The 19,805-nt window shown below is 62.6% G+C and carries 18 protein-coding genes, 1 tRNA gene and 4 pseudogenes; 10 read left to right on the plus strand and 13 right to left on the minus strand.

Going from position 1 to position 19,805, the window contains the following annotated elements:
• Positions 1-2: 2 nt before the first annotated feature.
• Positions 3-79 (minus strand) — tRNA-Arg (locus tag H9L15_RS11425).
• Positions 80-526: 447 nt separating this feature from the next.
• Between H9L15_RS11425 and H9L15_RS11430 the strand changes: the two genes are divergently transcribed.
• From H9L15_RS11430 to H9L15_RS17750, 8 genes are all read left to right on the plus strand, one after another.
• Positions 527-1,345, plus strand: coding sequence for a BamA/TamA family outer membrane protein (locus tag H9L15_RS11430; protein ID WP_223276191.1), 819 nt, complete (start codon positions 527-529; stop codon positions 1,343-1,345).
• 203 nt (positions 1,346-1,548) lie between these two features.
• Positions 1,549-1,686, plus strand: a complete 138-nt coding sequence (locus tag H9L15_RS17735) for a YdeI/OmpD-associated family protein (RefSeq protein WP_262984980.1) — start codon at positions 1,549-1,551, stop codon at positions 1,684-1,686.
• Between the two features lie 147 nt (positions 1,687-1,833).
• A complete protein-coding gene (locus H9L15_RS17740) occupies positions 1,834-2,625 on the plus strand; it encodes a GTP-binding protein (protein ID WP_223276193.1) in 792 nt (263 codons plus the stop codon).
• Positions 2,616-3,860 (plus strand): elongation factor G, encoded by a 1,245-nt coding sequence (locus H9L15_RS17745; RefSeq protein WP_223276194.1) that lies wholly within the window; start codon positions 2,616-2,618, stop codon positions 3,858-3,860. Before H9L15_RS17740 ends, H9L15_RS17745 begins: the two co-directional genes overlap by 10 nt.
• Before the next feature lie 54 nt (positions 3,861-3,914).
• Positions 3,915-4,562, plus strand: coding sequence for a lipopolysaccharide biosynthesis protein (locus H9L15_RS11445; protein WP_187714159.1), 648 nt, complete (start codon positions 3,915-3,917; stop codon positions 4,560-4,562).
• Between the two features lie 168 nt (positions 4,563-4,730).
• Positions 4,731-5,210, plus strand: coding sequence for a lipopolysaccharide biosynthesis protein (locus tag H9L15_RS11450; protein WP_187714160.1), 480 nt, complete (start codon positions 4,731-4,733; stop codon positions 5,208-5,210).
• Positions 5,210-5,662 carry an ELM1/GtrOC1 family putative glycosyltransferase gene (locus H9L15_RS20410; protein ID WP_187714161.1) on the plus strand — a complete coding sequence of 151 codons (453 nt, stop codon included), beginning with the start codon at positions 5,210-5,212 and terminating at the stop codon, positions 5,660-5,662. The genes H9L15_RS11450 and H9L15_RS20410 overlap by 1 nt, the downstream gene beginning before the upstream one ends.
• Positions 5,590-6,198 (plus strand): ELM1/GtrOC1 family putative glycosyltransferase, encoded by a 609-nt coding sequence (locus H9L15_RS17750; RefSeq protein WP_398286941.1) that lies wholly within the window; start codon positions 5,590-5,592, stop codon positions 6,196-6,198. The genes H9L15_RS20410 and H9L15_RS17750 overlap by 73 nt, the downstream gene beginning before the upstream one ends.
• On the opposite strand, the gene H9L15_RS11465 is transcribed toward H9L15_RS17750, so the two are convergent.
• The 7 genes and pseudogenes from H9L15_RS11465 to H9L15_RS11485 all read right to left on the minus strand — a co-directional run bounded on the left by H9L15_RS11465 (position 6,178) and on the right by H9L15_RS11485 (position 9,652).
• Complete coding sequence (locus tag H9L15_RS11465; protein ID WP_187714162.1) at positions 6,178-7,053, minus strand: hypothetical protein; 876 nt, start codon at positions 7,051-7,053, stop codon at positions 6,178-6,180. The genes H9L15_RS17750 and H9L15_RS11465 overlap by 21 nt on opposite strands.
• On the minus strand, positions 7,050-7,682 hold the full coding sequence (locus H9L15_RS11470) for a TIGR01459 family HAD-type hydrolase (protein ID WP_223276195.1): 633 nt from the start codon (positions 7,680-7,682) through the stop codon (positions 7,050-7,052). The genes H9L15_RS11465 and H9L15_RS11470 overlap by 4 nt, the downstream gene beginning before the upstream one ends.
• A 103-nt stretch (positions 7,683-7,785) precedes the next feature.
• Positions 7,786-7,896, minus strand: a pseudogene (locus H9L15_RS20415) (hypothetical protein); the annotation flags it as partial.
• A gap of 317 nt (positions 7,897-8,213) precedes the next feature.
• The gene (locus H9L15_RS19770; protein ID WP_317617507.1) at positions 8,214-8,501 is read right to left on the minus strand and encodes a glycosyltransferase family protein; all 288 of its coding nucleotides are present in this window, start codon (positions 8,499-8,501) and stop codon (positions 8,214-8,216) included.
• Positions 8,467-8,685, minus strand: coding sequence for a cytidylyltransferase domain-containing protein (locus H9L15_RS19775; RefSeq protein WP_317617508.1), 219 nt, complete (start codon positions 8,683-8,685; stop codon positions 8,467-8,469). The genes H9L15_RS19770 and H9L15_RS19775 overlap by 35 nt, the downstream gene beginning before the upstream one ends.
• A complete protein-coding gene (locus H9L15_RS17760; protein ID WP_223276196.1) occupies positions 8,682-8,846 on the minus strand; it encodes a CBS domain-containing protein in 165 nt (54 codons plus the stop codon). Before H9L15_RS17760 ends, H9L15_RS19775 begins: the two co-directional genes overlap by 4 nt.
• Positions 8,843-9,652, minus strand: a complete 810-nt coding sequence (locus H9L15_RS11485; protein ID WP_223276197.1) for a KpsF/GutQ family sugar-phosphate isomerase — start codon at positions 9,650-9,652, stop codon at positions 8,843-8,845. Before H9L15_RS11485 ends, H9L15_RS17760 begins: the two co-directional genes overlap by 4 nt.
• A 106-nt stretch (positions 9,653-9,758) precedes the next feature.
• On the opposite strand from H9L15_RS11485, the pseudogene H9L15_RS11490 reads away from it, so the two are divergent.
• Positions 9,759-11,073: pseudogene (locus H9L15_RS11490) on the plus strand (dicarboxylate/amino acid:cation symporter).
• Here H9L15_RS11490 and H9L15_RS11495 read toward each other — a convergent pair.
• On the minus strand, positions 11,070-12,329 hold the full coding sequence (locus H9L15_RS11495; RefSeq protein WP_187714165.1) for a M24 family metallopeptidase: 1,260 nt from the start codon (positions 12,327-12,329) through the stop codon (positions 11,070-11,072). The pseudogene H9L15_RS11490 and the gene H9L15_RS11495 overlap by 4 nt on opposite strands.
• Before the next feature lie 61 nt (positions 12,330-12,390).
• On the opposite strand from H9L15_RS11495, the gene H9L15_RS11500 reads away from it, so the two are divergent.
• Complete coding sequence (locus tag H9L15_RS11500) at positions 12,391-13,665, plus strand: multidrug effflux MFS transporter (protein ID WP_187714166.1); 1,275 nt, start codon at positions 12,391-12,393, stop codon at positions 13,663-13,665.
• Positions 13,666-13,668: 3 nt separating this feature from the next.
• Here the strand turns inward: H9L15_RS11500 and recA are convergent, their stop codons facing one another.
• The 4 genes and pseudogenes from recA to H9L15_RS11520 all read right to left on the minus strand — a co-directional run bounded on the left by recA (position 13,669) and on the right by H9L15_RS11520 (position 19,792).
• Positions 13,669-14,751, minus strand: coding sequence for a recombinase RecA (recA, locus tag H9L15_RS11505; protein ID WP_187714167.1), 1,083 nt, complete (start codon positions 14,749-14,751; stop codon positions 13,669-13,671).
• A 215-nt stretch (positions 14,752-14,966) separates the two neighbouring features.
• The gene (locus H9L15_RS11510) at positions 14,967-15,320 is read right to left on the minus strand and encodes a response regulator (protein ID WP_187714168.1); all 354 of its coding nucleotides are present in this window, start codon (positions 15,318-15,320) and stop codon (positions 14,967-14,969) included.
• Between the two features lie 46 nt (positions 15,321-15,366).
• Positions 15,367-17,731: pseudogene (locus tag H9L15_RS11515) on the minus strand (response regulator).
• Positions 17,731-19,792: pseudogene (locus H9L15_RS11520) on the minus strand (M13 family metallopeptidase). Before H9L15_RS11520 ends, H9L15_RS11515 begins: the two co-directional pseudogenes overlap by 1 nt.
• Positions 19,793-19,805: the final 13 nt, after the last annotated feature.

The raw sequence follows: 19,805 nt of genomic DNA on the forward strand, positions 1-19,805 counted from the left end.
AATGGCCCGCTCCGAGGGGCTCGAACCCCCAACCTTCGGGTTCGAAGCCCGACGCTCTATCCGGTTGAGCTAGGAGCGGATGCCGTTTCCAATACCCATGGACCGAGAGTTTTCAACGCGGGAAATGGCTCTATCGATGTCGGGGTAGCACCCGATGTACAGGCGAGCGGCGAAGCGACAACCGATACCGGTGAATTGCTCAAGTCCGAAATCCTGGGTCCTTGTGCTGACCGTTTGGCTCCTGGCCTTTGGAACTCCTGCGCGCGCGCAAGACATCAGATCCCCGGGACCCTCCGAGACCAAGTCCCCTGCAGCTCAGGAAGAGCCCGCCGGCAAGGGAAAGGACCGGCGTAAAGCCGACGTCCTTATCGCGCCTGTCCCATTCTCAAGCCCGTCAAGCGGCCCCGGCCTCGCAGGGGGTGTCGTCGTCTTCTACAACCCGAATGGCGGACCCCAGCAATGGATCACGGGCGGGGGCGTAATCTGGACCAATCGCGGTACGAAAGGCCTAGGCGCCTATCACAGCATGTCGCTGAACCAGGACCGTTTCCGGTTCAACGCTCTCGCGACCTACCTGAATGCCATCCAGCGATATTTCGGCGTCGGCGAATCCGATGGCGATCGAGGCGAGTCTCTGGAGCTCCGAAACAAGACGTTCGAAACCCGGCTGCATGCGCAAATACGAGTATTTCCGCATGGCTATGGGGGCCTCCAGTATCGTCTCATGACGACGAATGCGGAGCCCAACGAGGATCCGGGCCGGACGCAGCCTCCGCCCCAAGACGAACTGAACAGCACCCTTTCAATGCTCGGCCCCTCGTTCGCCTACGACGCGCGCGACAGCCAGACTCAGCCGCGCCGGGGCGTGCTGCTGAGCTCGTCATGGCTGTTTGGAGCGAAGGTGCTGGGCAACAGCTTCGCGCACAACAAGCTCTCTTTATCGGGAAGCGCTTACGAACCTCTAGGAACTGGCACCGTAGTTGCTGCCAATGTTCGGATCTGTGCGACGTCCGGCCATGTCCCCTATTACGACCTGTGCATGTTCGGATCGGACAACGCGCTTCGCGGATATCCAAGCGGTCGCTACCGCGACCGTGCAAGCTGGGCAGCTCAAGTCGAGCTCCGGCAGCACATCATCGGTCGCTGGGGCGGCGTCGCTTTCGCGGGGTTGGGAGGGATCGCCCCGTCGGCTGGCGATATCGTCGGGAAAGGTAATATGCTCCCCGCGGGCGGCATCGGGGTCCGTTATCGCCCGTTCAACGACAACGACGTGCAGGTTCGGCTCGATTTCGGTCTGGGTAAGGACGCCAGCGGAATCTATCTTGGGCTCGGCGAAGCATTCTGAACCGTAGGCGACGAACACCAATCCTTGTATCAAGCCCGGCGTGCGATCCGCGTGCCAAGATCGAGAGTGCTGATGACCGAACAGAAAGATCTTCCCGGCGGCGTGATTCATGAGTTGCCGGGCGACCTGAGAAATGCGTTGGTCGCCGAACCCGCAGCGCTCGCAACCTGGGAAGTTATCACCCCCTCGCTCGCAACGAATGGATCTGCTGGGTCGACTCCGCAAAAAAGCAGGAGACCCGGCTGAAGCGCATCAAGTGGGGCACGGAGAACCTACGCGACGGGAAGCGCCGCCCTGCTGCTGGCCCGGCTGCCCTCACCGCTGAAGCCCGCCACCCCTGAAAACATCTGTCGGGCGCAGAATCGAGACGGCATCTCTTCCGACCCCTTGCCAACGGCGGCAAACAGTCCGACGCTGATTGTTTCAGAAGAGCGCGTGAGCGCCTTCAAGCGACTCGCGCGCCCGGGAACGGACGAAGGGAGAGTCGCATGCCTGGAACTGCTGCCAACGGCACTCGAGCAATCGCGCTGGTCGGACCGGCCGGCGCGGGAAAGACCAGCCTGGCGGAAGCCATGCTGTTCGCAGCCGGAGCAACCGACCGGCTTGGCTCCACTGCAAACGGCAGCAGCATCGGCGATAGCAGCCCGGAAGCCCGCCAGCGTGGCGGCTCAACCGAGGTCAACCTCTACAACTTCAAATATCTCGACGACGAATATGCGCTGATCGACGTGCCGGGATCGATCGGTTTCGCCGCCGATGGCGCTCGCGCGGTCGCTGCTGCCGACCTGGCGATCGTCGTCGTCGATCCGGATCCGGCGCGCGCACCTCTCGCGGCCCCTGCCCTTCGGATGCTCGACGAGCTCGGCATTCCCCATCTCATTTACGTCAACCGGATCGACCAGGCCCATGGTCGCATCCGCGATCTGTTGACAGCCCTCCAGCCGATGAGTGTCTCTCCGCTGATTGCTCGCCAGATTCCCATTTGGGACGGCGAGAAGGTCAGCGGCTTTGTCGATCTCGCGCTCGAATACGCCTTCAAGTATCGCGCGGGGCAGGAAAGCGAGCGGATCGATATTCCCGCCGACCTGCAATCGCGTGAAATCGAAGCACGGACGCACATGCTGGAACAACTCGCCGATCATGACGACGAGCTGCTCGAGCAATTGCTGATGGATGAGACGCCGAGCCGCGAGAAGGTGCTGAAGGACCTCGCTCGCGAGACCGGCGAGAACATCGGCGTGTCGGTTCTGTTCGGCTGCGCCACGAGCTCATGGGCGTGAGGCGGCTGTTGAAAGCCCTACGTCACGAAGCTCCTGCACCGCAGTCATCGGCGACGCGGTTGTCCGTCGCGGACCCGTCGATGTACGTGTTCAAGGTTCTGCATGGTTCCATCGGGCGTCTGGCACTCGCCCGAGTTCTCGGCGGCAAGATCCGCGAGGGCTCGGACCTCAAAGCGCAAAGCGGCGAGCACACCCGCGCAGGCTCGCTGTTCAAGGTCCAGGGTGAGAAGACGCAGAAGATTACCGAAGCGAACCCCGGCGACATTGTCGCCATCGCCAAGGTCGACGGCGTCAAGGGTGGCGAATGGATCGGCTCGGGCAAGCTGCCGCCCGCCATCGACATCGAATATCCGGCGCGAAACTGCGCCTTCGCGATCGAACCGGCCGACCGCAAGGATGACGTGAAGCTCTCCGGAGCGCTCCAGCGGCTGGTCGAGGAAGATGCCGGGCTGGTCGTCGAACATGACGAGGCGAACCACGAGATCCGTCTTCGCGGCGTCAACGACGAGCATCTCAGCACCGTGATCGGCCGGCTGAAGCGCCGCTACGGAGTCGAGGTGAAGAGCCATCCGCCAGCCGTCGGCTATCGGGAATCCGTCCGGAAGCCCGTCCGGCAGCACGGCCGTCACAAGAAGCAGTCAGGTGGTCACGGCCAGTTCGGCGACGTCATCATTGAAATTCGCCCAGTCAGCCGCGGCGACGGCTTTCAGTTCGAAGAAAAGATCCATGGCGGCTCGGTGCCGAAGCAGTGGATCCCGGCAGTCGAGGACGGCGTGCGCGAGGCCATGGTAAAGGGACCGCTCGGCTTCCAGGTAGTCGATGTCGCAGTGACCCTGGTCGATGGCAGCTATCATAGCGTGGACAGCTCGGAGCTCGCGTTCCGGCTAGCGGGCAGGCTGGCGATGCAGGAGGCTCTGTCAGCGGCTGCGCCCCACCTGCTGGAGCCGATGCACAAGATCACCGTCGTCTGCCCGTCGAGCGCCACCAGCCGCATCACCTCGGCGGTCGCCGGACGGCGCGGCCAGATGCTTGGCATGGGACCGCGTGATGGCTGGACCGGCTGGGACCGCGTCGAGGCCCTGTTGCCCGAGGCGGAGCTGGGCGGGCTGGAAGCAGAGCTTCGGTCGCAGAGCCAAGGCCTTGCCACCTACGAGGCGGAGTTCGACCATCTGGCCGAGCTCAACGGGCCGCTTGCGGACAAGGTGATTCAGCAGCGCGTTCCAGAACCGGCCTGACCGCCGAAAATTGCTGACGACAGACACCGGCGGCTCGTCTAGGCGAGCCGGCGAATGAGGCACTGGTTCAAAGACGCCCACTTCCGGTCGCTGCTGAAGAATAGCGGCTACCTGGCGGCGTCGAAGGCGGTGGCGGCCGTCGCCGGAATCGCCACGCTTGCCATTGCCGGGCGAGGGCTCGGCGTCGAGCTTTTCGGCATGCTCATCCTCATCACCAGCTATGCCAAGGCAGCGAGCGGGCTGAGCAAGTTTCAATCGTGGCAACTGATCGTCCGCTACGGCGGGCAGGCTCTCGTCACCGGCGAACATGAGGAGTTTAAGGCCTCGACCGGCTTCGCCTTCGCTCTCGACGTCTTGAGCGGCCTCGGCGGGATGCTCGTCGCGGTCATGTTGCTGCCGTTCATCGGTCGATGGTTCGGGATCGACGACCGATTTCTGTGGCTTGCCATGCTTTATTGCACGTTGCTCCCGACGATGGGCGCCGCGACCCCGATCGGCGTCCTGCGGGCACTCGACCGCTTCGACCTGATCAGCTGGCAGGGCAGCGGCTATCCAATCGTTCGCGCCGTGCTTTCGGCCATTGCTTTCGCCTTGGATGGCGGTTTCGAAACCTATGTCGCGATCTGGTTCGTTACCGAGCTCGGGGCGATCTTTACATGTGGTTCCTGGCCTGGCGGGAGCTTCGGCGGCGGGGGATGCTAGAGGGCATTCGGCCGACCTTGCGGCCGGAGATGCTTCCCGGGCCTGGCGCTTCGCGATCCACGTCAACCTAACGTCCAGCCTCGTCACTGCGTGGGGCCGGTAGCGCGATTGGTGGTTGGCGGCCTTTTAGGTGCAACGGGCGCTGGCCTGTTCCGAGTGGCTTCCAGCTTGACCGACAGCGCCGCGAAGCCGGCGGACCTCTTGTCCAAGGCCTTCTACCCGGAAGTGGTGCGAATGGACCTCAAGACGAAGAAACCGTGGAACCTGATGCTGCGCGGTACCGCCATGGCCGCTTTCGCCAGCATTCTCAGCGTCCTCATTATCCTCGTCGTCGGAAAGCCGTTAATCTCGCTGCTGTTCGGCAAGGAGTTCATCGGCGCCTACCCGATTATCCTCGTCCTCATTATCGCGCCACTGCTGGCGATCATCAGCTTCCCACTCCCGTCGATGCTCTACGCGCTCGACCGGCCGGATGCGCCTCTCACCGCGCGCCTGATCGGCACGATCCTCTTCTTCGTGACGGTCGCGCCACTCTCATGGAGCTTTGGAGTGATCGGAGCTGCCCTGGCCTTCGTCATTGGTAATGCGGCCACCGTCATCGTCCTCGTTTTCCAGCTCTTTCGAGAATACCGCCGGGTCAGGGCGTGATGGAACCGACGCCGCGGATCTGGGTGCTGCTCGGCTGGCGCCGGGGCGACAACAACCAACTGCTCGCCCTGGCCGAAGCCCTCGGCCTGCCGTTCGAAACCCGGACGCTTTCCTATCGGAGAAGCTGGGCGCTCTTGCTCAACCTTCTTCCCAAGCGCCCTCATTTGTTGACCAGGCGCGCGCGACATTCGTTTGAACCGCCATGGCCCGATCTCGTGATTGGAATCGGGCGTCGAAGCGTCGCGGTGTCGCGTTGGATCAGAAAGCGCAGCGGCAAACACACGAAAATCGTCCGCCTCGGCAATCCACGGCGGAAAATCGGCTGTTCGACCTGGTCATTACGACTGCCCAATATCCCGTTGCTCATGATGAGAATGTCCTGGTCCTTCCGATCGCCCTGGGTCGGCATGGAAAACCGCCGAAACCGACGGACGCGGAGAGCAAGCTTTTGAACTCGCTCCCGCGTCCGCACCTGCTAGCCGCACTCGGCGGGCCGACGCGGTATTGGCGGCTGCCTGAGGACCGGCTTGTCAATTCCTTGAAGGTGCTCGCGCAACGGGCAAAATCGACCGGCGGCACCCTGATCGTGATTGGAAGCCCGCGAACTCCGGCGTCTGCGTTCGAAGCGGTGCGAGCTTCTGGCGTAGCTTGCCACGTGATTTTGGATCGAGAGGTTCGCTATCCGATACTTCTCGCCGACGCGGATGAGAACTTCGTCACCGCCGATAGTGTATCGATGATCTCCGAAGCGGTGATGACAGGGAACCCGGTGGGGCTGATACCCGTCGAGCTCGACAGCGAAGGCCGCCAGAAGCTCGGCATCGAAGGCGTCTCGATCTCCCGACGCGACATTCGCAAGTTCTGGGCAAATCTCGATCGTCTCGGCTTAGCCGGCACGGTCGATCGCCCGCTCTGCAATCCGATCGAGGATCCGGTGCGAATGGCAGCCGACGCCGTAAAGCGACTTCTAAGCCAGCGCGTCCCCTAAGCTCCAGCCGCGATAGCGCTCGACGAGCTGCAGCGAGTCATGACGCACGTGATTTGCCGCCATCTCAGACTTCAGCTCTTCACGGGTGACCGAACCTTCATCGACGAGGTCCGCGAGCACCGAATAGACGAGAGCCTCCTGCTTCGGATCCGGGTGCGATACGTAATGGCGATTGGCCCAGCGGCGCAGGAAATCGAACGGTCCGCGCTTGCGGAGCGTGTAGTCGACCGGAAGTCCCGTCTTCCACGGCTGGGTCCGACGCTTGGTGGTGTGAAGAATGCCAGTGTCCTTCGTCAGCCGGTCGAAGTCGTTCCAATGCGGCTCCAGGAAGCCAACGGTCGAACGGTCCTCACGCTTCAGCTCGATCCAGTCGACGTAATCGAACCTGTGACCGAATAGGTCGGCGAGATCGTTGTCGAAGTTCCAATGCTGCAGCTTCGCGTTGTCGAGCAGCATGACGGACGTAGCGATATAATCCGCCTGCTTGTTATGACCGGGGCGCGCGACCGCCATGATCGCCTTCCCGCGCATGTCACGCTCCAGCAGGTCCGCGACATCTCCAACGCCGAAGCAGTCCGGGTCGGTGACCAACGCTCGACCCTCGAAGTTCATGAGGCTGGGTGGAGCGAAGCGCAGCGGCGTAAAGCTTTGCAGGTCGTCGGGATCCCATGGCCGGACATGCCCGCCGCGAAGGATGGACTGCCCGGGCTGCATCAATCGCGGAAAGTCCTGCACGCGCATGATCTTCACGTCGAAGCTGTCCGGGCGCCTGCTGCTGCGCTTGTAGCTGTGCGCGGAAATCTTTGCGCCCAGCAGCTGGCGATCGTTCGCCTGGATGAAGACGGTCGGCTTCACGTCGCTGTTCTATGCAGTCGGCACGAATTGCATTGCTGGGCCTTAGCGAAGGGAGTCGACGACCGCCACCGGATGCCAGTCGCCCAGGCCGTTCCTTTCAGCGAACTCTGCAGGGAAGCTCTCGCCAGCGTGGATCCCCCCGCCACGAACACGGCGTCAAATCCCATCCTGGCCGCTCCCAGAATATCTGTCTGGAGCGCATCTCCCACGGCAATCACCTCCTCGATCGAAGGGCTGCCGGCGAGCTTCAACGCGTGACGGTAAATGGCGGGAAATGGCTTGCCATACCATTCCACGCGACCGCCGAGATCGATGTACAAGTCGGCCAGGGCGCCTGCGCAAGGCTCCGTTTCACCGCCCCGAACGACGATCCGATCGGGGTTCAGGCAGTGCATCAGGACATTGCGTGTGACGAGATCTTCCAGCTCCATGAGATACTCACCGACGGTCCGGCGCTCGTCGTCGAGACCTGTGCAAGCGAACTCTGTAAATTCCCCATTTTCAGCGATCCACACACCGCGCCCTTCGAGGATCTCGCGATCTGCCCCGGTACCAATAAACCCGACCGGGATCCTTTGGCAGTAAGGGCCGCAATCCCCGCTTCTCCGCTCGTCGATATGCCGTTCCATGCGTCGCGCGGAAGTCCGATCCGGTCGAGCTGCTGCTCCACCGCCTCCGCCGTCCGCGGGCATTGGTGATCAGGATGACCTTGCGGCCCTCCTCACGCCATTGACGGAGGCGATCCGCGGACCCTGGGTAAAGCCGTACTCCATCGTGGATGACGCCCCAGATGTCGCAGAGGATCACACGATAGCGTTCGGGCAGCGCGTCGAGGGCGGTCATTCGAGACCTGAATCAATAAGAGCCTGCTCAATTGGCCCGACGTCCTCCGGGTTGTTGAGTTCGCGGAGTGCGAAGGAAGGGGTCGCGACATCCACAACTGCCACCGGCACACCGGCGACCAGGAACCGCAGCTGCTCCAGCCCTCGAGCGTCTCAAGCTCGCTTACCGGAGTCGCCGCATATCGTTCGAGCGCTTCCGGTCGGTAGGCGTAGACCCGACATGCAGGCGGACAGGCGACAGCCCGTCCGACAATGATCCATCCGGAAGGTGCGGGATCAACCGCTTGGAAAAATAGAGGGCGTATCCTTGCCCGTCCGTCACGACCGAAGTCCCCCGACGCGACCAGCCGCTTCCTCGGCCTGTAGCGCTCGAACCTCATCGCTCCGCAATCGCATCGCTGGGGTAGCCACCAGAGCATCGCTGTCGTCGCGCATCCGCGCGATCAGGGATTCGACGAAGCCGGGAGGCGTAAGCAATGCGTCGCCTTGGAAATTGATGATCAAGTCCGGGTCGTGAAGTGAAGCGAGCGCCTCGGCACAGCGCTCGGTGCCGTTGCGGCATTCGGGGACGTCATGATGACCCCACTCCGAAATTGTTGCAGGCATTGGCGATCTGCTCGTCATCGGTTGTGACGTAAACGCCGGAGACGCCCGAAACGCGGCGTGCCGCCTCGACGCTTCGCTGAATCAACGGCTTCGCGACGCCGCCGACTCCTTTCAGCTCGACAAGGGGCTTTCCGGGATATCGCGTCGACGCGAAGCGAGCGGGAATCAGGATAACAGTGTTCATCGGGTCACCGGACAATCGTGGATATGGAGGATGCCGATCGGCCGCCGCCGCTCGTCCTTGCCTTCGACGACGAACAAAGTCGTGATCCGATGTTCGTCGAACATCGCCAATGCGTCGTCGATTAACGCGTCTGACCTAATCGTTTTCGGACTGCCGGTCATGAACTCGCTCGCCGTATGATCGAGCCCTCCTCCATGTGTCGCCTCAGATCACCGTCAGTGATGACGCCGACGAGATAGCCCTCGCCGTCGATCACTCCGACCACGCCGAGGCGCTTGGCTGTCATTTCGACGATCACGTCGCGCATTGCGCTATCAGCGCGGGTCAGCGGAACCTCATTGCCGGAGTGCATGACCCTGCTGATGGGCTTCAATCTGGCGCCCAAGGCTCCACCGGGGTGGAGACGGCCGAAGTCGCTCCTGTCGAACCCCTTGAGGTGCATGACCGTCATGGCAAGGGCGTCTCCGAGCGCGAGCGACATCGTCGTGGAGGTCGTCGGGGCGACGCTCTCCGGTCCCACTTCCCGCCATTGCGGCAACAGCAGAGGCGCTGAGGCCGCTCTGGCAAGCAGCGAGTGGGAATTGCCGGTGATGCCGATAACCGGGATGGACACGGCACTGAAGTGATCGATGACCGGCTCCAACTCGGCCGTTTCCCCGCTAAGCGAGATCAGAATGGCGACATCGCCGGAGTCTGCCATTCCAAGATCGCCATGAATGGCTTCTGCGAGGTGCAGAAAGACCGAAGTCGTTCCGGTCGAAGCGAACGTCGCGGAAATCTTGCGACCGATGTGCCCGGACTTCCCGAGCCCGGCGACGATCAGCTTGCCACGGCACCCGACGATCAGGTCGACAGCGTGCTCAAAAGCCTCACCAAGGCCCTCGGCCAGCGCATCCAAGGCACGCGCCTCGTCGCGAAGCACGTGCCGCCCGAATTCGAGCAAGTTCGCCTTTTCGGAATCGGCCATCGGCGCTCGACTAGCGGGAGCAGCGCGGGCTGTGAAGCAGCGCGGCTTGACGCGGAGAGGCTCAACCGCTTGGGTCTCAAACTGTTTCGGCTTTGAAGGTGATGGTGTGGCGAAGCGACTGACGCGGTTCATCTTGCTGGCCTTGCTGCTCGGCGTCATCGCCGGCTGGGCGATCAATTCCGCGATCGACGACGGTTCGCCCGAAAGCGCCGAAACGCTCAAGCAGATTGCCGATTATCTCAGTATCGTGACGGCGCTTTTCCTGCGCCTGATCAAGATGATCATTGCCCCGCTGGTCTTCTCGACTTTGGTCGCGGGTATTGCCCACATGGGAGACATTGCGGCGCTTGGTCGTGTCGGTCTGCGCTCGCTGATCTGGTTCATCCTTGCCAGCCTCGTTTCGCTGACCCTTGGCCTGATCCTCGTCAACCTGCTGCAACCGGGTGTCGGGCTGAACCTGCCGTTACCTCCGACGACGGCGGCGAGTGGCGTGGAGACGGCAGCTTTCAATCTCAAGGATTTTGTGACGCACCTCGTGCCCGCGTCGATCTTCGAGGCAATGAGCTCGAATGAAATCCTGCCGATCGTGATCTTCTCGATCTTCTTCGGCGTGGCGCTGACGGCGATCGGTGATGCCGGCAAGCCAATCGTCAAGGGCGTGGAGTCGTTGGTGAAGGTGATGCTGCAGGTCACCGATTACGTGATGCGCTTCGCCCCGCTGGCGGTGTTTACTGCCGTCACCAGCTCGATCGCCGAAAAGGGGCCGGAGATCCTGCTCACTTTCGGCAAATTCGTTGGCAGCTTCTACCTAGGCCTCGCGATCCTGTGGACGTTGCTCATTGCAGCGGCCTTCGTGATCGTCGGTCCCGGACAAGACATCTCGTCCGCTACATTCGAGACCCCGTCGTCCTCGCTTTTTCCACCGCCTCCAGCGAAGCAGCCTATCCCGAACTCTGGAGGCACTCGATCGCTTCGGCGTGCCCCCGCGCATTGCGAGCTTCGTCCTGCCGCTCGGCTATTCGTTCAATCTCGACGGGTCGATGATGTACATGACCTTTGCGACGATCTTCATCGCGCAGGCCTATGGCATCGACCTGACCCTCGGCCAGGAGATCACCATGCTCCTGGTCTTGATGATCACGTCGAAGGGCATGGCTGGGGTCCCGCGCGCCAGCCTGGTGGTGATCGCAGCGACCATGTCGATGTTCAGCATTCCGGAAGCCGGCCTGCTTTTGATCCTTGCGGTCGATCACTTCCTCGACATGGGCCGGTCGGCAACCAACGTCGTCGGCAATGCGGTGGCCGCCACGGTGGTTGCAAAATGGGAGGGCGATCTCGACCCCGAGGAGCCCGCCGACATCGAGCCGCCGCATGCTCCGTCACATGTTGCCCGGACCAAGCCGATCGACGATCACTTTTAATCGAACGGGCGATCGATGCTCGGCGGTGGGACGGTGAACCACTTGGGGCCCGCCTCGGTCATGTGGAAGCAGTCCTCGAGACGAATGCCAAACTTGCCGGGAAGATAGATTCCGGGTTCGTTCGAAAAGCACATGCCAGGTGCCAGCGGGGTCATCTCGCCATGAACGAGATTGACGGGCTCGTGACCCTCCATGCCGATCCCGTGGCCAGTCCGGTGCGACGTTCCCGGTAGCTTGTAGCCGGGACCATAGCCCCAGCTTTCGTAAGCGCTGCGAACGGCGTCATCGACACTGCCAGCGGGAGCACCCACCTTGGCTGCGGCCATCGCGATGTCCTGGCCTCGGCGCATCTGCTCCCACACCTTGCGCTGATCGGCCGACGGGGCGCCGCCATAAACGAACGTGCGGGAGATGTCCGACTGATAACCATGAACATCGCAGCCGCAATCGAGCAGGACGACTTCACCCTTGCGCACATGCTGCGGCTTCCCTGAACCGTGCGGATAGGCCGCCGCCTCCCCGAGCAGGATCAGGCCGCCGTCCGTCTTTCCGCCCTGCGCTTCGACGGCAGCCACGTAGAGCATGTCGATGTCAGCGGGCGTCATGCCTTCGCGGATATTCGGGTGAATGCTCCTGAAAGCATTGACGGTGATGTCGGCCGCCGCCTGCATCAGCGCCAGTTCCGCCGGAGTCTTGATCATCCGCACCTGCCGGACGACCGGGTTTGCACTGACGATCTTGGCATCGGGAAGCTGCCTTTGCAGCCGGTTCATGATGAAATAGCGGTTGGTCTCTTCGAAGCCGATCGGAGCGTTTGCGACGCCACGTTCCTTGAGGAAATCGGCCACCAGCTTCAGCGGCTCCTCGTCTTCCTGCCATGCTCGAACCTCGGCCGGAACGACCAGCATCTCCCGGATCGAAGGACCCTCGAAGAACGGAGTGACGACAATTGGCTCGCCCTGCGCGGGAATGACGACAGCCGTTAGCCGCTCACTCCGCCACCACTGGATGCCGGTGAAGTAGTCGAGGCTTGGACCGGCTTCGACGAGCACGGAGCCGATCCCGTTCTTCTGCATCAATTCACGGGCTCTCGCGAGGCGCGAGAGTCGCTCTTCGGCTGAGATTGGTGGAGGCAACTTGACCGGCGCGATGTCGGCGCTTGCCGCCGCAGCGATGCGATCAGGGATGAACGACGTCAGCGCGAGCGCACCTCCGCTTTGCATCAGCGCACGGCGAGAAAGCTTCAGTGCTGTCATGTTCGACCCCCTTCGAAGGACTGACTGTTGCATGCCGCGATCAGTTCGGCCAGCAGGCACTATGCCGTTCAATCTGCATCAGCTGCCGGGTTCCGGGCCACGGCCCGGTCCGCGCGAGACGATCGCACTTCTCGCGGGACTGATGGCCCTGAACGCCTTTGCCATCGACGCAATGGTGCCGGCCCTGCCCGACATCGGGTGGTCGCTTCACGTCGTGCATGAGAATGACCAGCAGCTGGTCATCGTCGCCTATTTCGTCGGGTTTGCCTCGACCCAGCTGATTTGGGGCCCGCTGGCCGACCGTTTCGGGCGCAAGCCCATCCTCGCCGCGGGCGTCGCGCTCTACATGCTGTTCGCCTTGCTATGCGGTCTCGCAGGCAGCTTTCCGCTGCTGATCGCCGGACGCGTCGCGATGGGCGCATCCGCGGCGGTGACACGGGTGCTGGTCGTGGCGATGGTGCGCGACCTGTTCGAGGGCGAAGCCATGGCGCGGGTCATGAGCCTGGTCTTCATGGTGTTCATGGTCGTGCCCGTCCTTGCTCCGAGCATCGGGCAGGTCATCCTGCTCTTCGGAAGCTGGCGCGCAATCTTTCTTGTCTTCGCGGGTTACGGCCTGCTGATGCTTACCTGGTCGTGGGTCCGCCTGCCTGAGACCCTGCACCCCGAGTATCGCCGAAGTCTGGCGCCCGACGAAATCATCAGCGCAGCCGTCGAGGCGGTCAAGGAGCCGCTCTCGCGTGGCTATACCCTTGCCCTGACGGCCACGTTCGGAGCGCTCGTCGCATACATCAGCTCGATCCAGCAGATTGTCGCGGAGGCGTTTCACCAGCCGCATCTGCTGGGCCTCGTTTTTGGAGCGATCGCGGCGCCGATGGCGCTGGCTTCATGGACCAACGCGCGGGTGGTTGGCCGCTTCGGACTGAGGCGCGTTGGCCACGGAGCTTCCGCAGCTTTTCTCGCGGTCGCTTTGGTCCATCTCGCCGTAGGGGTGAGCGGACATGAAAGCCTGGTGACTTTCATAATCCTCCAGGCGCTGACGATGGTCTGCTTTGCCTTCGCCTCGTCCAACCTCAGCACGCTGGCGATGGATCGGATGGCAGCCATCGCCGGCACTGCCTCGTCCGTTCAGGGCGTGGTCGGCACGATCGGCGCAGCAATCATCGGCTACGCTATTGGGCAAGCCTTCAACGGGACGGTGCTGCCGTTCCTTTGGGGAATGGCAGGCTGCGCCTTGGCCGGATCGGCCTTCGTCGTCCTGACGGAACCCGGGCGCCTCTTTGCCGGACCGACCGCGGCGAGCGAGCAGCCGGAGCCGCCCGCCGCCGCGGAGGCCTAGGGATTATTCTGCGGCGATGTCGTCTTCGGGTGAAGGTCCGACCATCAACGCTTCGCCGACTTCCTCGGTCTTGCCGCGGATCGCCCGGTCGAGGCGCTCGGCAACGTCGGGATTTTCCTTGAGATAGACCTTGGCGTTCTCACGGCCCTGACCGATCCGGATCGAGTTATAGCTGAACCAGGCGCCCGACTTTTCGACCAGGCCGGCCTTCACGCCGAGGTCGAGGATCTCACCGACCTTGGACACGCCCTCGCCGTACATGATGTCGAATTCGACCTGCTTGAACGGCGGCGCGACCTTGTTCTTCACGACCTTCACGCGGGTCGTGTTGCCGACGATATCGTCGCGATCCTTGATCTGGCCCGTGCGGCGGATGTCGAGACGCACCGACGCGTAAAACTTCAGCGCGTTGCCGCCCGTCGTTGTTTCCGGGTTGCCGTACATGACGCCGATCTTCATGCGGACCTGGTTGATGAAGATGACCAGGCAGCGCGAGCGGCTGATCGAGCCGGTCAGCTTGCGCAGCGCCTGGCTCATCAGGCGAGCCTGAAGGCCGACGTGGCTGTCGCCCATCTCGCCTTCGATCTCCGCCCTTGGAACCAGCGCCGCAACGGAGTCGATCACCAGAACGTCGATCGCGTTCGAGCGGACCAGAGTGTCGACAATCTCCAGCGCCTGTTCGCCGGTGTCCGGCTGCGAGACAATCAACTCGTCGATGTCGACGCCGAGCTTTCTGGCGTAGACGGGGTCCAGCGCGTGCTCGGCATCCACGAATGCTGCCGTTCCGCCGCTCTTCTGAGCTTCCGCAATCGCATGAAGCGCAAGGGTCGTCTTGCCCGAGCTTTCCGGTCCGTAAATCTCAACGATGCGCCCGCGCGGAAGCCCGCCGACGCCAAGCGCAATGTCCAGCCCAAGGCTGCCGGTCGAGATCGTCTCGATCTCGATCTTCTCGCGGCTGCCGAGCTTCATTGCCGAGCCCTTGCCGAACGCGCGATCGATTTGCGCGAGCGCTGCTTCGAGGGCCTTTTGTCTATCCATTCCGGGTACTTCCAATCCGCTACCGATGACCTTGAGCTGCGCTGCCATGCTACTCATCCTCTCGTCAACGGGCGGCCGAGCCCCGCCCCATATTCTTTTCGTACATGCTTTGTTCTTAGAGAACAAGAGGAGAACATGTGGCGGTAAAGTCACTAACGCCACGGAGAGCAGCGCCTTTCGCGTGGCCTTAGGGAGAACGGGTACGCAGCGTTGGACTACGCCTTCAATTCCTACAATGGAATGCTTCGCTGCTGCCGAGAAGCTCAGACGGCGAACGCTGCCTCAAGCGCCGGCGTTACGCGGTCCACGGTGTACGGCTTCTCGATCACCGGCACGTTGGCGAACTGGGCAGGAGGCGGATCGACATGGCCACCCGTCGCAAGGACGAAGGGAATCTGCTGTTCACGCAGGCGCTCGGCCACCGGCCAGACGCTTTCGCCCTTCAAGTTCACGTCGAGGATCGCGCAGTCGAAGCCGCCCTGATCGGCAACCGCCATCGCGTCCTCGACGGATTCACAAGTTGCGGTGACTGAATGGCCGAGAGACTCGAGGAAGTCCTCGAGCATCATCGCGATCAGTGGCTCGTCCTCAACAACCAGGATGCTACGCTGCCCCATAAGCGTGAGGCATAAGCCGCCGCCGCGCGACCGCAAGCCCTATTTGCTACGCGGGCGTAAGGGCTTTGCGCGCCGCTTCGGCCAGCTCCTGGACGGAGAATGGCTTCGGCAGGAAAGCAACCTTGTCAATGTCGATCGACTTGCGCAGCTGCTCCTCGGCATAACCGGACATGAAGAGCACCGGGAGCTCGGGCCGGGATTGGCGAGCCTCGCGAACCATTGTCGGTCCGTCCATTTCGGGCATGACCACGTCGCTGATCAGCAAAACGAACTCATCCCGCGATCAAGGATTTCGAGCGCCTCGAAGCCATTGTTCGCAGTCACCACAGAGTAGCCATGACGGATGAGCGCCCTCTCGGCGACGGTGCGAACCATGGGCTCGTCCTCGACAAGCAGAACGGTGCCGCTTCCCCACAGCTCGTTGTCAGTTGCCTTCGTTGGCTTGGCCGCCTGCGGTGCATCCCGGCGTGGTGGACGGGCAAATAGATGATGAACCTCGTGCCCTCATCCACCTTCGAATCCGCGAAGATGAAACCGCCCGACTGCTTCACGATGCCGTAGACGGTGGAGAGTCCGAGACCGGTCCCCTTCCCCACTTCCTTGGTGGTGAAGAACGGCTCGAACACCTTGCCGAGCACGCTAGGTGGAATGCCGCAACCCGTGTCGCTGACCGATAGCGCCGTATAGTCGGCGATCGGCAGGATTTCGGAGCCCAGTTCCGCCACCTGGTCGGCGCGGACAGCGTAGGTCTGGATCGTGAGCGTGCCGCCGCTTTTGGCTGCCATCGCATCACGGGCATTGACCGCGAGGTTGATGATCACCTGCTCAAGCTGGCCCGGATCCGCGCGCACTGCACCAAGGCTACGGCCGTGCTTGACGACGAGAACTACCGTCTCACCGAGCAGCCGCTTCAGCAGATGCGAAACTTCGGAGACGACGTCGGGAAGCTGGAGCACCTGCGGGCGCAGGGTCTGCTGACGCGAGAAGGCGAGCAGCTGGCGGGTCAAACCGGCGGCGCGGTTCGAGTTCGACTTGATCTGCTGGATGTCGTCGTAATCGCTGTCGCCCGGCGTGTGCCGCATCAGCATCAGGTCGCAGTGGCCGATGATTGCGGTCAGGATGTTGTTAAAGTCGTGCGCAACGCCGCCGGCGAGCTGACCGACCGCCTGCATCTTGGTCGCCTGTGCGATCTGGCGCTTGAGCTTGGCTTCCTCGCTGTTGTCCTTGAGCAGCAGCAGGACAGCCGCATCGCCGAGGCCGCGAAGACCGGCGATCGTGAGCGCAACTGGCTCCTTCGGGTCGCGGGTCAGTCGGACCGCAATGTCGCCCGACATGGCCGGACCGCGCGCATTGCGTCGGACCGCATCGGCAACGGCGGCCTTGTCTTCCTTGACGACCAGGTCACCAGGATAGACCGCTTTCCCCTTCATCCCGGACGCAGTCCGGAACGCCTGGTTCATGGTCAGGAACCGACCGTCACGGTCAACCAGCGCCAAGCCGATCGGCATCATGTCCAACAAGGCTTGCAGGTTCGAAGAACTCGATGAGGAACCGGAATCGTCGAACAGGAGGAACGTGCCAATTCCGTTGGGCTGAACTGGGTTTACCGGCACGTGAACCGCTCGCATCGCGCTTCCCGTCTCGCCCTCGACCGGCAGGTGGAAGAGGCCGTCGTCCGACACGTGAACGAGTTCCGCGAAGCGCGGACCATCCATTTGACCCGGCGGAATGGCGCGGTCGCTGAAGAGCTTGTTTGCAGCCAGGAGCTTACCATCTGCGTCGACCAAGGCGGCCAATACACCGGCCTTCGACAGGCGTTCGCCGGCCACTCCGGAAATACCCTGGATCGCGAGCGACACTGGGTCCGCGGTCGGAGGCGTCGGATACCGCCAGAGAAGCATGTCGTTGCGAAGACCGGCGCGTTGGACTTCGACTGCAGTTGTACCGGCAAGTGTCGCAACGCCCGCAACACAGCCCGCGCCGTCACGCCAAGCCATGGATACCGCAGTCAGGATCGACTGCGTGGATTCCTCGTCAGCGGGGAGTTTCAGGGGTGGTACAGCGTCAAACCGCGTCCGATAAGCTTCATTGGCGGCGAGAAGTGCACCGTCCGGCGATGTGATCGCGGCAGGCTCATCGCAAAGTGCGAGAGCCGCTCCCACCAAGCCGTAATCCGGCCCCTGAACAATGCTCTCGACGGGCGCTTTCTCTGGCGGAGCACGAAAAGCGATTAGGCCTCCCACAGCGCCCGCCAACGCGAGGAGCGCCAGCACAAGGGCGGGGATAGGTCCAACACTAAAATAGATTGCGGCGACGCTCAGGACTGCCGCCGCGCCGAGACCCGGAAGCAGCCAGCGACCGCCGCCGTCCAGTGGACGGTCGGCGATCGGTGGCAGTTCCTGATGCAGCATTACCAGATACGTACGCGGTCAGCCGGTGCGAGGTAAAGCTTCTGGCCCTGCTGGACGTTATACGCCGGGTACCAAGGGTCCATGTTGCGGACGATATCGGTCCGCTGCGGCGACGGCGAGTGCGGATCGGTCAGCAGGCGATTCAGCAGATTGGCCTCGCGATAGTTACGCCGCCACACCTGTGCCCAGCCGAGATAGAAGCGCTGGTCTGCGGACATCCCGTCGATGACCGGCGGCTCCTTGCCTCCGAGCGACGCGATGTAGGCGTCGTGAGCGACGGTGAGGCCGGCGAGGTCAGCGACGTTCTCACCCATCGTCAGCTTACCGTTGACGTGCTTGCCGGGCAGCGGCTCGTAGGCATTGTACTGCTGCTCGAGCTTGTCGAGGCGCGAGGTAAACGCCTTGGTGTCGCCTGGAGTCCACCAGTCGATCAACTTGCCGGTGCTGTCGTACTTCGCGCCCTGATCGTCGAAATGGTGGCTGAGCTCATGCCCGATGACGGCGCCGATTCCGCCATAGTTGACGGCCGGGTCCGCGTTCGGATCGAAAAAGGGCGGCTGCAGGATCGCGGCCGGGAAGACGATCTCGATCATGCCGAAATTGGCATAGGCGTTGATCGTCATCGGGGTCATGCCCCATTCCCAGCGGCGGATCGGTCCACCGAGCTTGCCGAGCTCATAGGCATGCTCGAATTCGGCAGAGCGCATGGCATTGCCGAGCACGTCGTTCCGGTCGATCTGAAGCCCGTTCATGTCGCGCCACTGGCTCGGGTAGCCGATCTTCGGCGTAAAGGCGGCGAGCTTGGCGTGCGCCTTCACCTTGGTCTCCGGCGCCATCCATTCCAGCGTATCGATGCGGCGGTCCATCGCGGCGATGACATTCTTCACCAGCTGGTCGGCGGCGGCCTTTGTTTCCGGCGGAAAGTACTTCGCGACGTAGAGCTGGCTGACATCGTCACCAAGCGCTGCGGTCGTGAAGTCGACGCCGCGCTTCCAGCGGGCCTCCTGCTCCGGCGTGCCATTGAGAGTGTTGCCGTAGAAAGCGAAGGATTCCTTGTCGAACGCGGACGGCAGGTACGCGGAATATCCGTCGAGCGACTGGACTAGCAATTGGTCCTTGAGAACGCCGATCGGTGCCTTCGCCACGATCGCGGCTTCGCCGGCGACCGCGCTTGGCTGGGCGACGATCAGGCTATCCACGTTCGCACCGATGCCGCTGAGCAGGCCCTTGAAGTTGAAGCCGGGAGCCTTCTTCGAAAGCTCGGCGACAGTCATCTTGTTGTAGGTCTTGTTGGCGTCGCGGCTGTCGGTCTTGGTCCAGTGAACGCGAGCGATCTTCGTCTCTAGATCCAGAACCGCCTTGGCGCGCGCGGCGGCATTGGCTTCGCCGGCGAGAGTAAGAACGTTGGTCAGGTGCTGGAGATACTTTGCGCGGGTCTCGACCAGCTTTGCATCGTTGGAGAGATAATAGTCGCGGTCGGGCATGCCGAGCCCGGACTGAAACAGGGTCAGCGCATAATTCTCGGGCGCCTTGTCGTCCTGGCCGATATACATGCCGAACGGACCGCCAATGCCGAGGCGGTTGGCCTGCGCGTAGAGCGCATCCAACTCAGCCTTCGACTTCACGGAGCGGATTTTCCCAAGCCACGGCTCAAAGGGGCTAGGCCTTGGATTCGATCGCGGCCGTATCGAGGAAGCTTGCGTAGGCATTGCCGATCTTGCTGTTCGGATCCTTCGCGGCATTCTCGATCAGCTCGCGGGTGCGCTGCCGCGACAGATCGTCGAGAACGGTGAACATGCCGTAGTTCGACTTGTCCGCCGGGATCGGAGTACTCTTGGCCCAGGTGCCGTTGGCAAAACCGTAGAAGTCGTCGCCGGGCCGGATCGCAGTGTCCATCCCCGCCGTATCGATGCCGAACGAGCCATAGGTGGGCTTCGGTGCGGGCGGCGCTTCGGCGGCCGGTGGCGTCGTTTCCGCGGGCGGCGGCGGCATATCGGCCGGAGCGGTGGCACATCCGGCGAGCGCGGTGCTCGCCGCAAGAGCGACAATCCAATGCTTCATATGATGTTTTCCC

This window comes from Sphingomonas daechungensis, assembly GCF_014489495.1.
Lineage (GTDB): Bacteria > Pseudomonadota > Alphaproteobacteria > Sphingomonadales > Sphingomonadaceae > Sphingomicrobium > Sphingomicrobium daechungense.

What these genes read in the sequence shown, in the direction of transcription:
- H9L15_RS17745 (WP_223276194.1), top strand. Translation starts at nt 2,616, where the DNA reads ATGGGCGTGAGGCGGCTGTTGAAAGCCCTACGTCACGAAGCTCCTGCA.
- H9L15_RS11510 (WP_187714168.1), bottom strand. Translation starts at nt 15,320, where the DNA reads ATGGGGCAGCGTAGCATCCTGGTTGTTGAGGACGAGCCACTGATCGCG.
- H9L15_RS19775 (WP_317617508.1), bottom strand. Translation starts at nt 8,685, where the DNA reads ATGAACACTGTTATCCTGATTCCCGCTCGCTTCGCGTCGACGCGATAT.
- H9L15_RS11430 (WP_223276191.1), top strand. Translation starts at nt 527, where the DNA reads ATGTCGCTGAACCAGGACCGTTTCCGGTTCAACGCTCTCGCGACCTAC.
- H9L15_RS19770 (WP_317617507.1), bottom strand. Translation starts at nt 8,501, where the DNA reads ATGCCTGCAACAATTTCGGAGTGGGGTCATCATGACGTCCCCGAATGC.
- H9L15_RS11445 (WP_187714159.1), top strand. Translation starts at nt 3,915, where the DNA reads ATGAGGCACTGGTTCAAAGACGCCCACTTCCGGTCGCTGCTGAAGAAT.
- H9L15_RS17740 (WP_223276193.1), top strand. Translation starts at nt 1,834, where the DNA reads ATGCCTGGAACTGCTGCCAACGGCACTCGAGCAATCGCGCTGGTCGGA.
- H9L15_RS11495 (WP_187714165.1), bottom strand. Translation starts at nt 12,329, where the DNA reads ATGACAGCACTGAAGCTTTCTCGCCGTGCGCTGATGCAAAGCGGAGGT.
- H9L15_RS20410 (WP_187714161.1), top strand. Translation starts at nt 5,210, where the DNA reads ATGGAACCGACGCCGCGGATCTGGGTGCTGCTCGGCTGGCGCCGGGGC.
- H9L15_RS11485 (WP_223276197.1), bottom strand. Translation starts at nt 9,652, where the DNA reads ATGGCCGATTCCGAAAAGGCGAACTTGCTCGAATTCGGGCGGCACGTG.
- recA (WP_187714167.1), bottom strand. Translation starts at nt 14,751, where the DNA reads ATGGCAGCGCAGCTCAAGGTCATCGGTAGCGGATTGGAAGTACCCGGA.
- H9L15_RS17760 (WP_223276196.1), bottom strand. Translation starts at nt 8,846, where the DNA reads ATGACCGGCAGTCCGAAAACGATTAGGTCAGACGCGTTAATCGACGAC.
- H9L15_RS11500 (WP_187714166.1), top strand. Translation starts at nt 12,391, where the DNA reads ATGCCGTTCAATCTGCATCAGCTGCCGGGTTCCGGGCCACGGCCCGGT.
- H9L15_RS11470 (WP_223276195.1), bottom strand. Translation starts at nt 7,682, where the DNA reads ATGGAACGGCATATCGACGAGCGGAGAAGCGGGGATTGCGGCCCTTAC.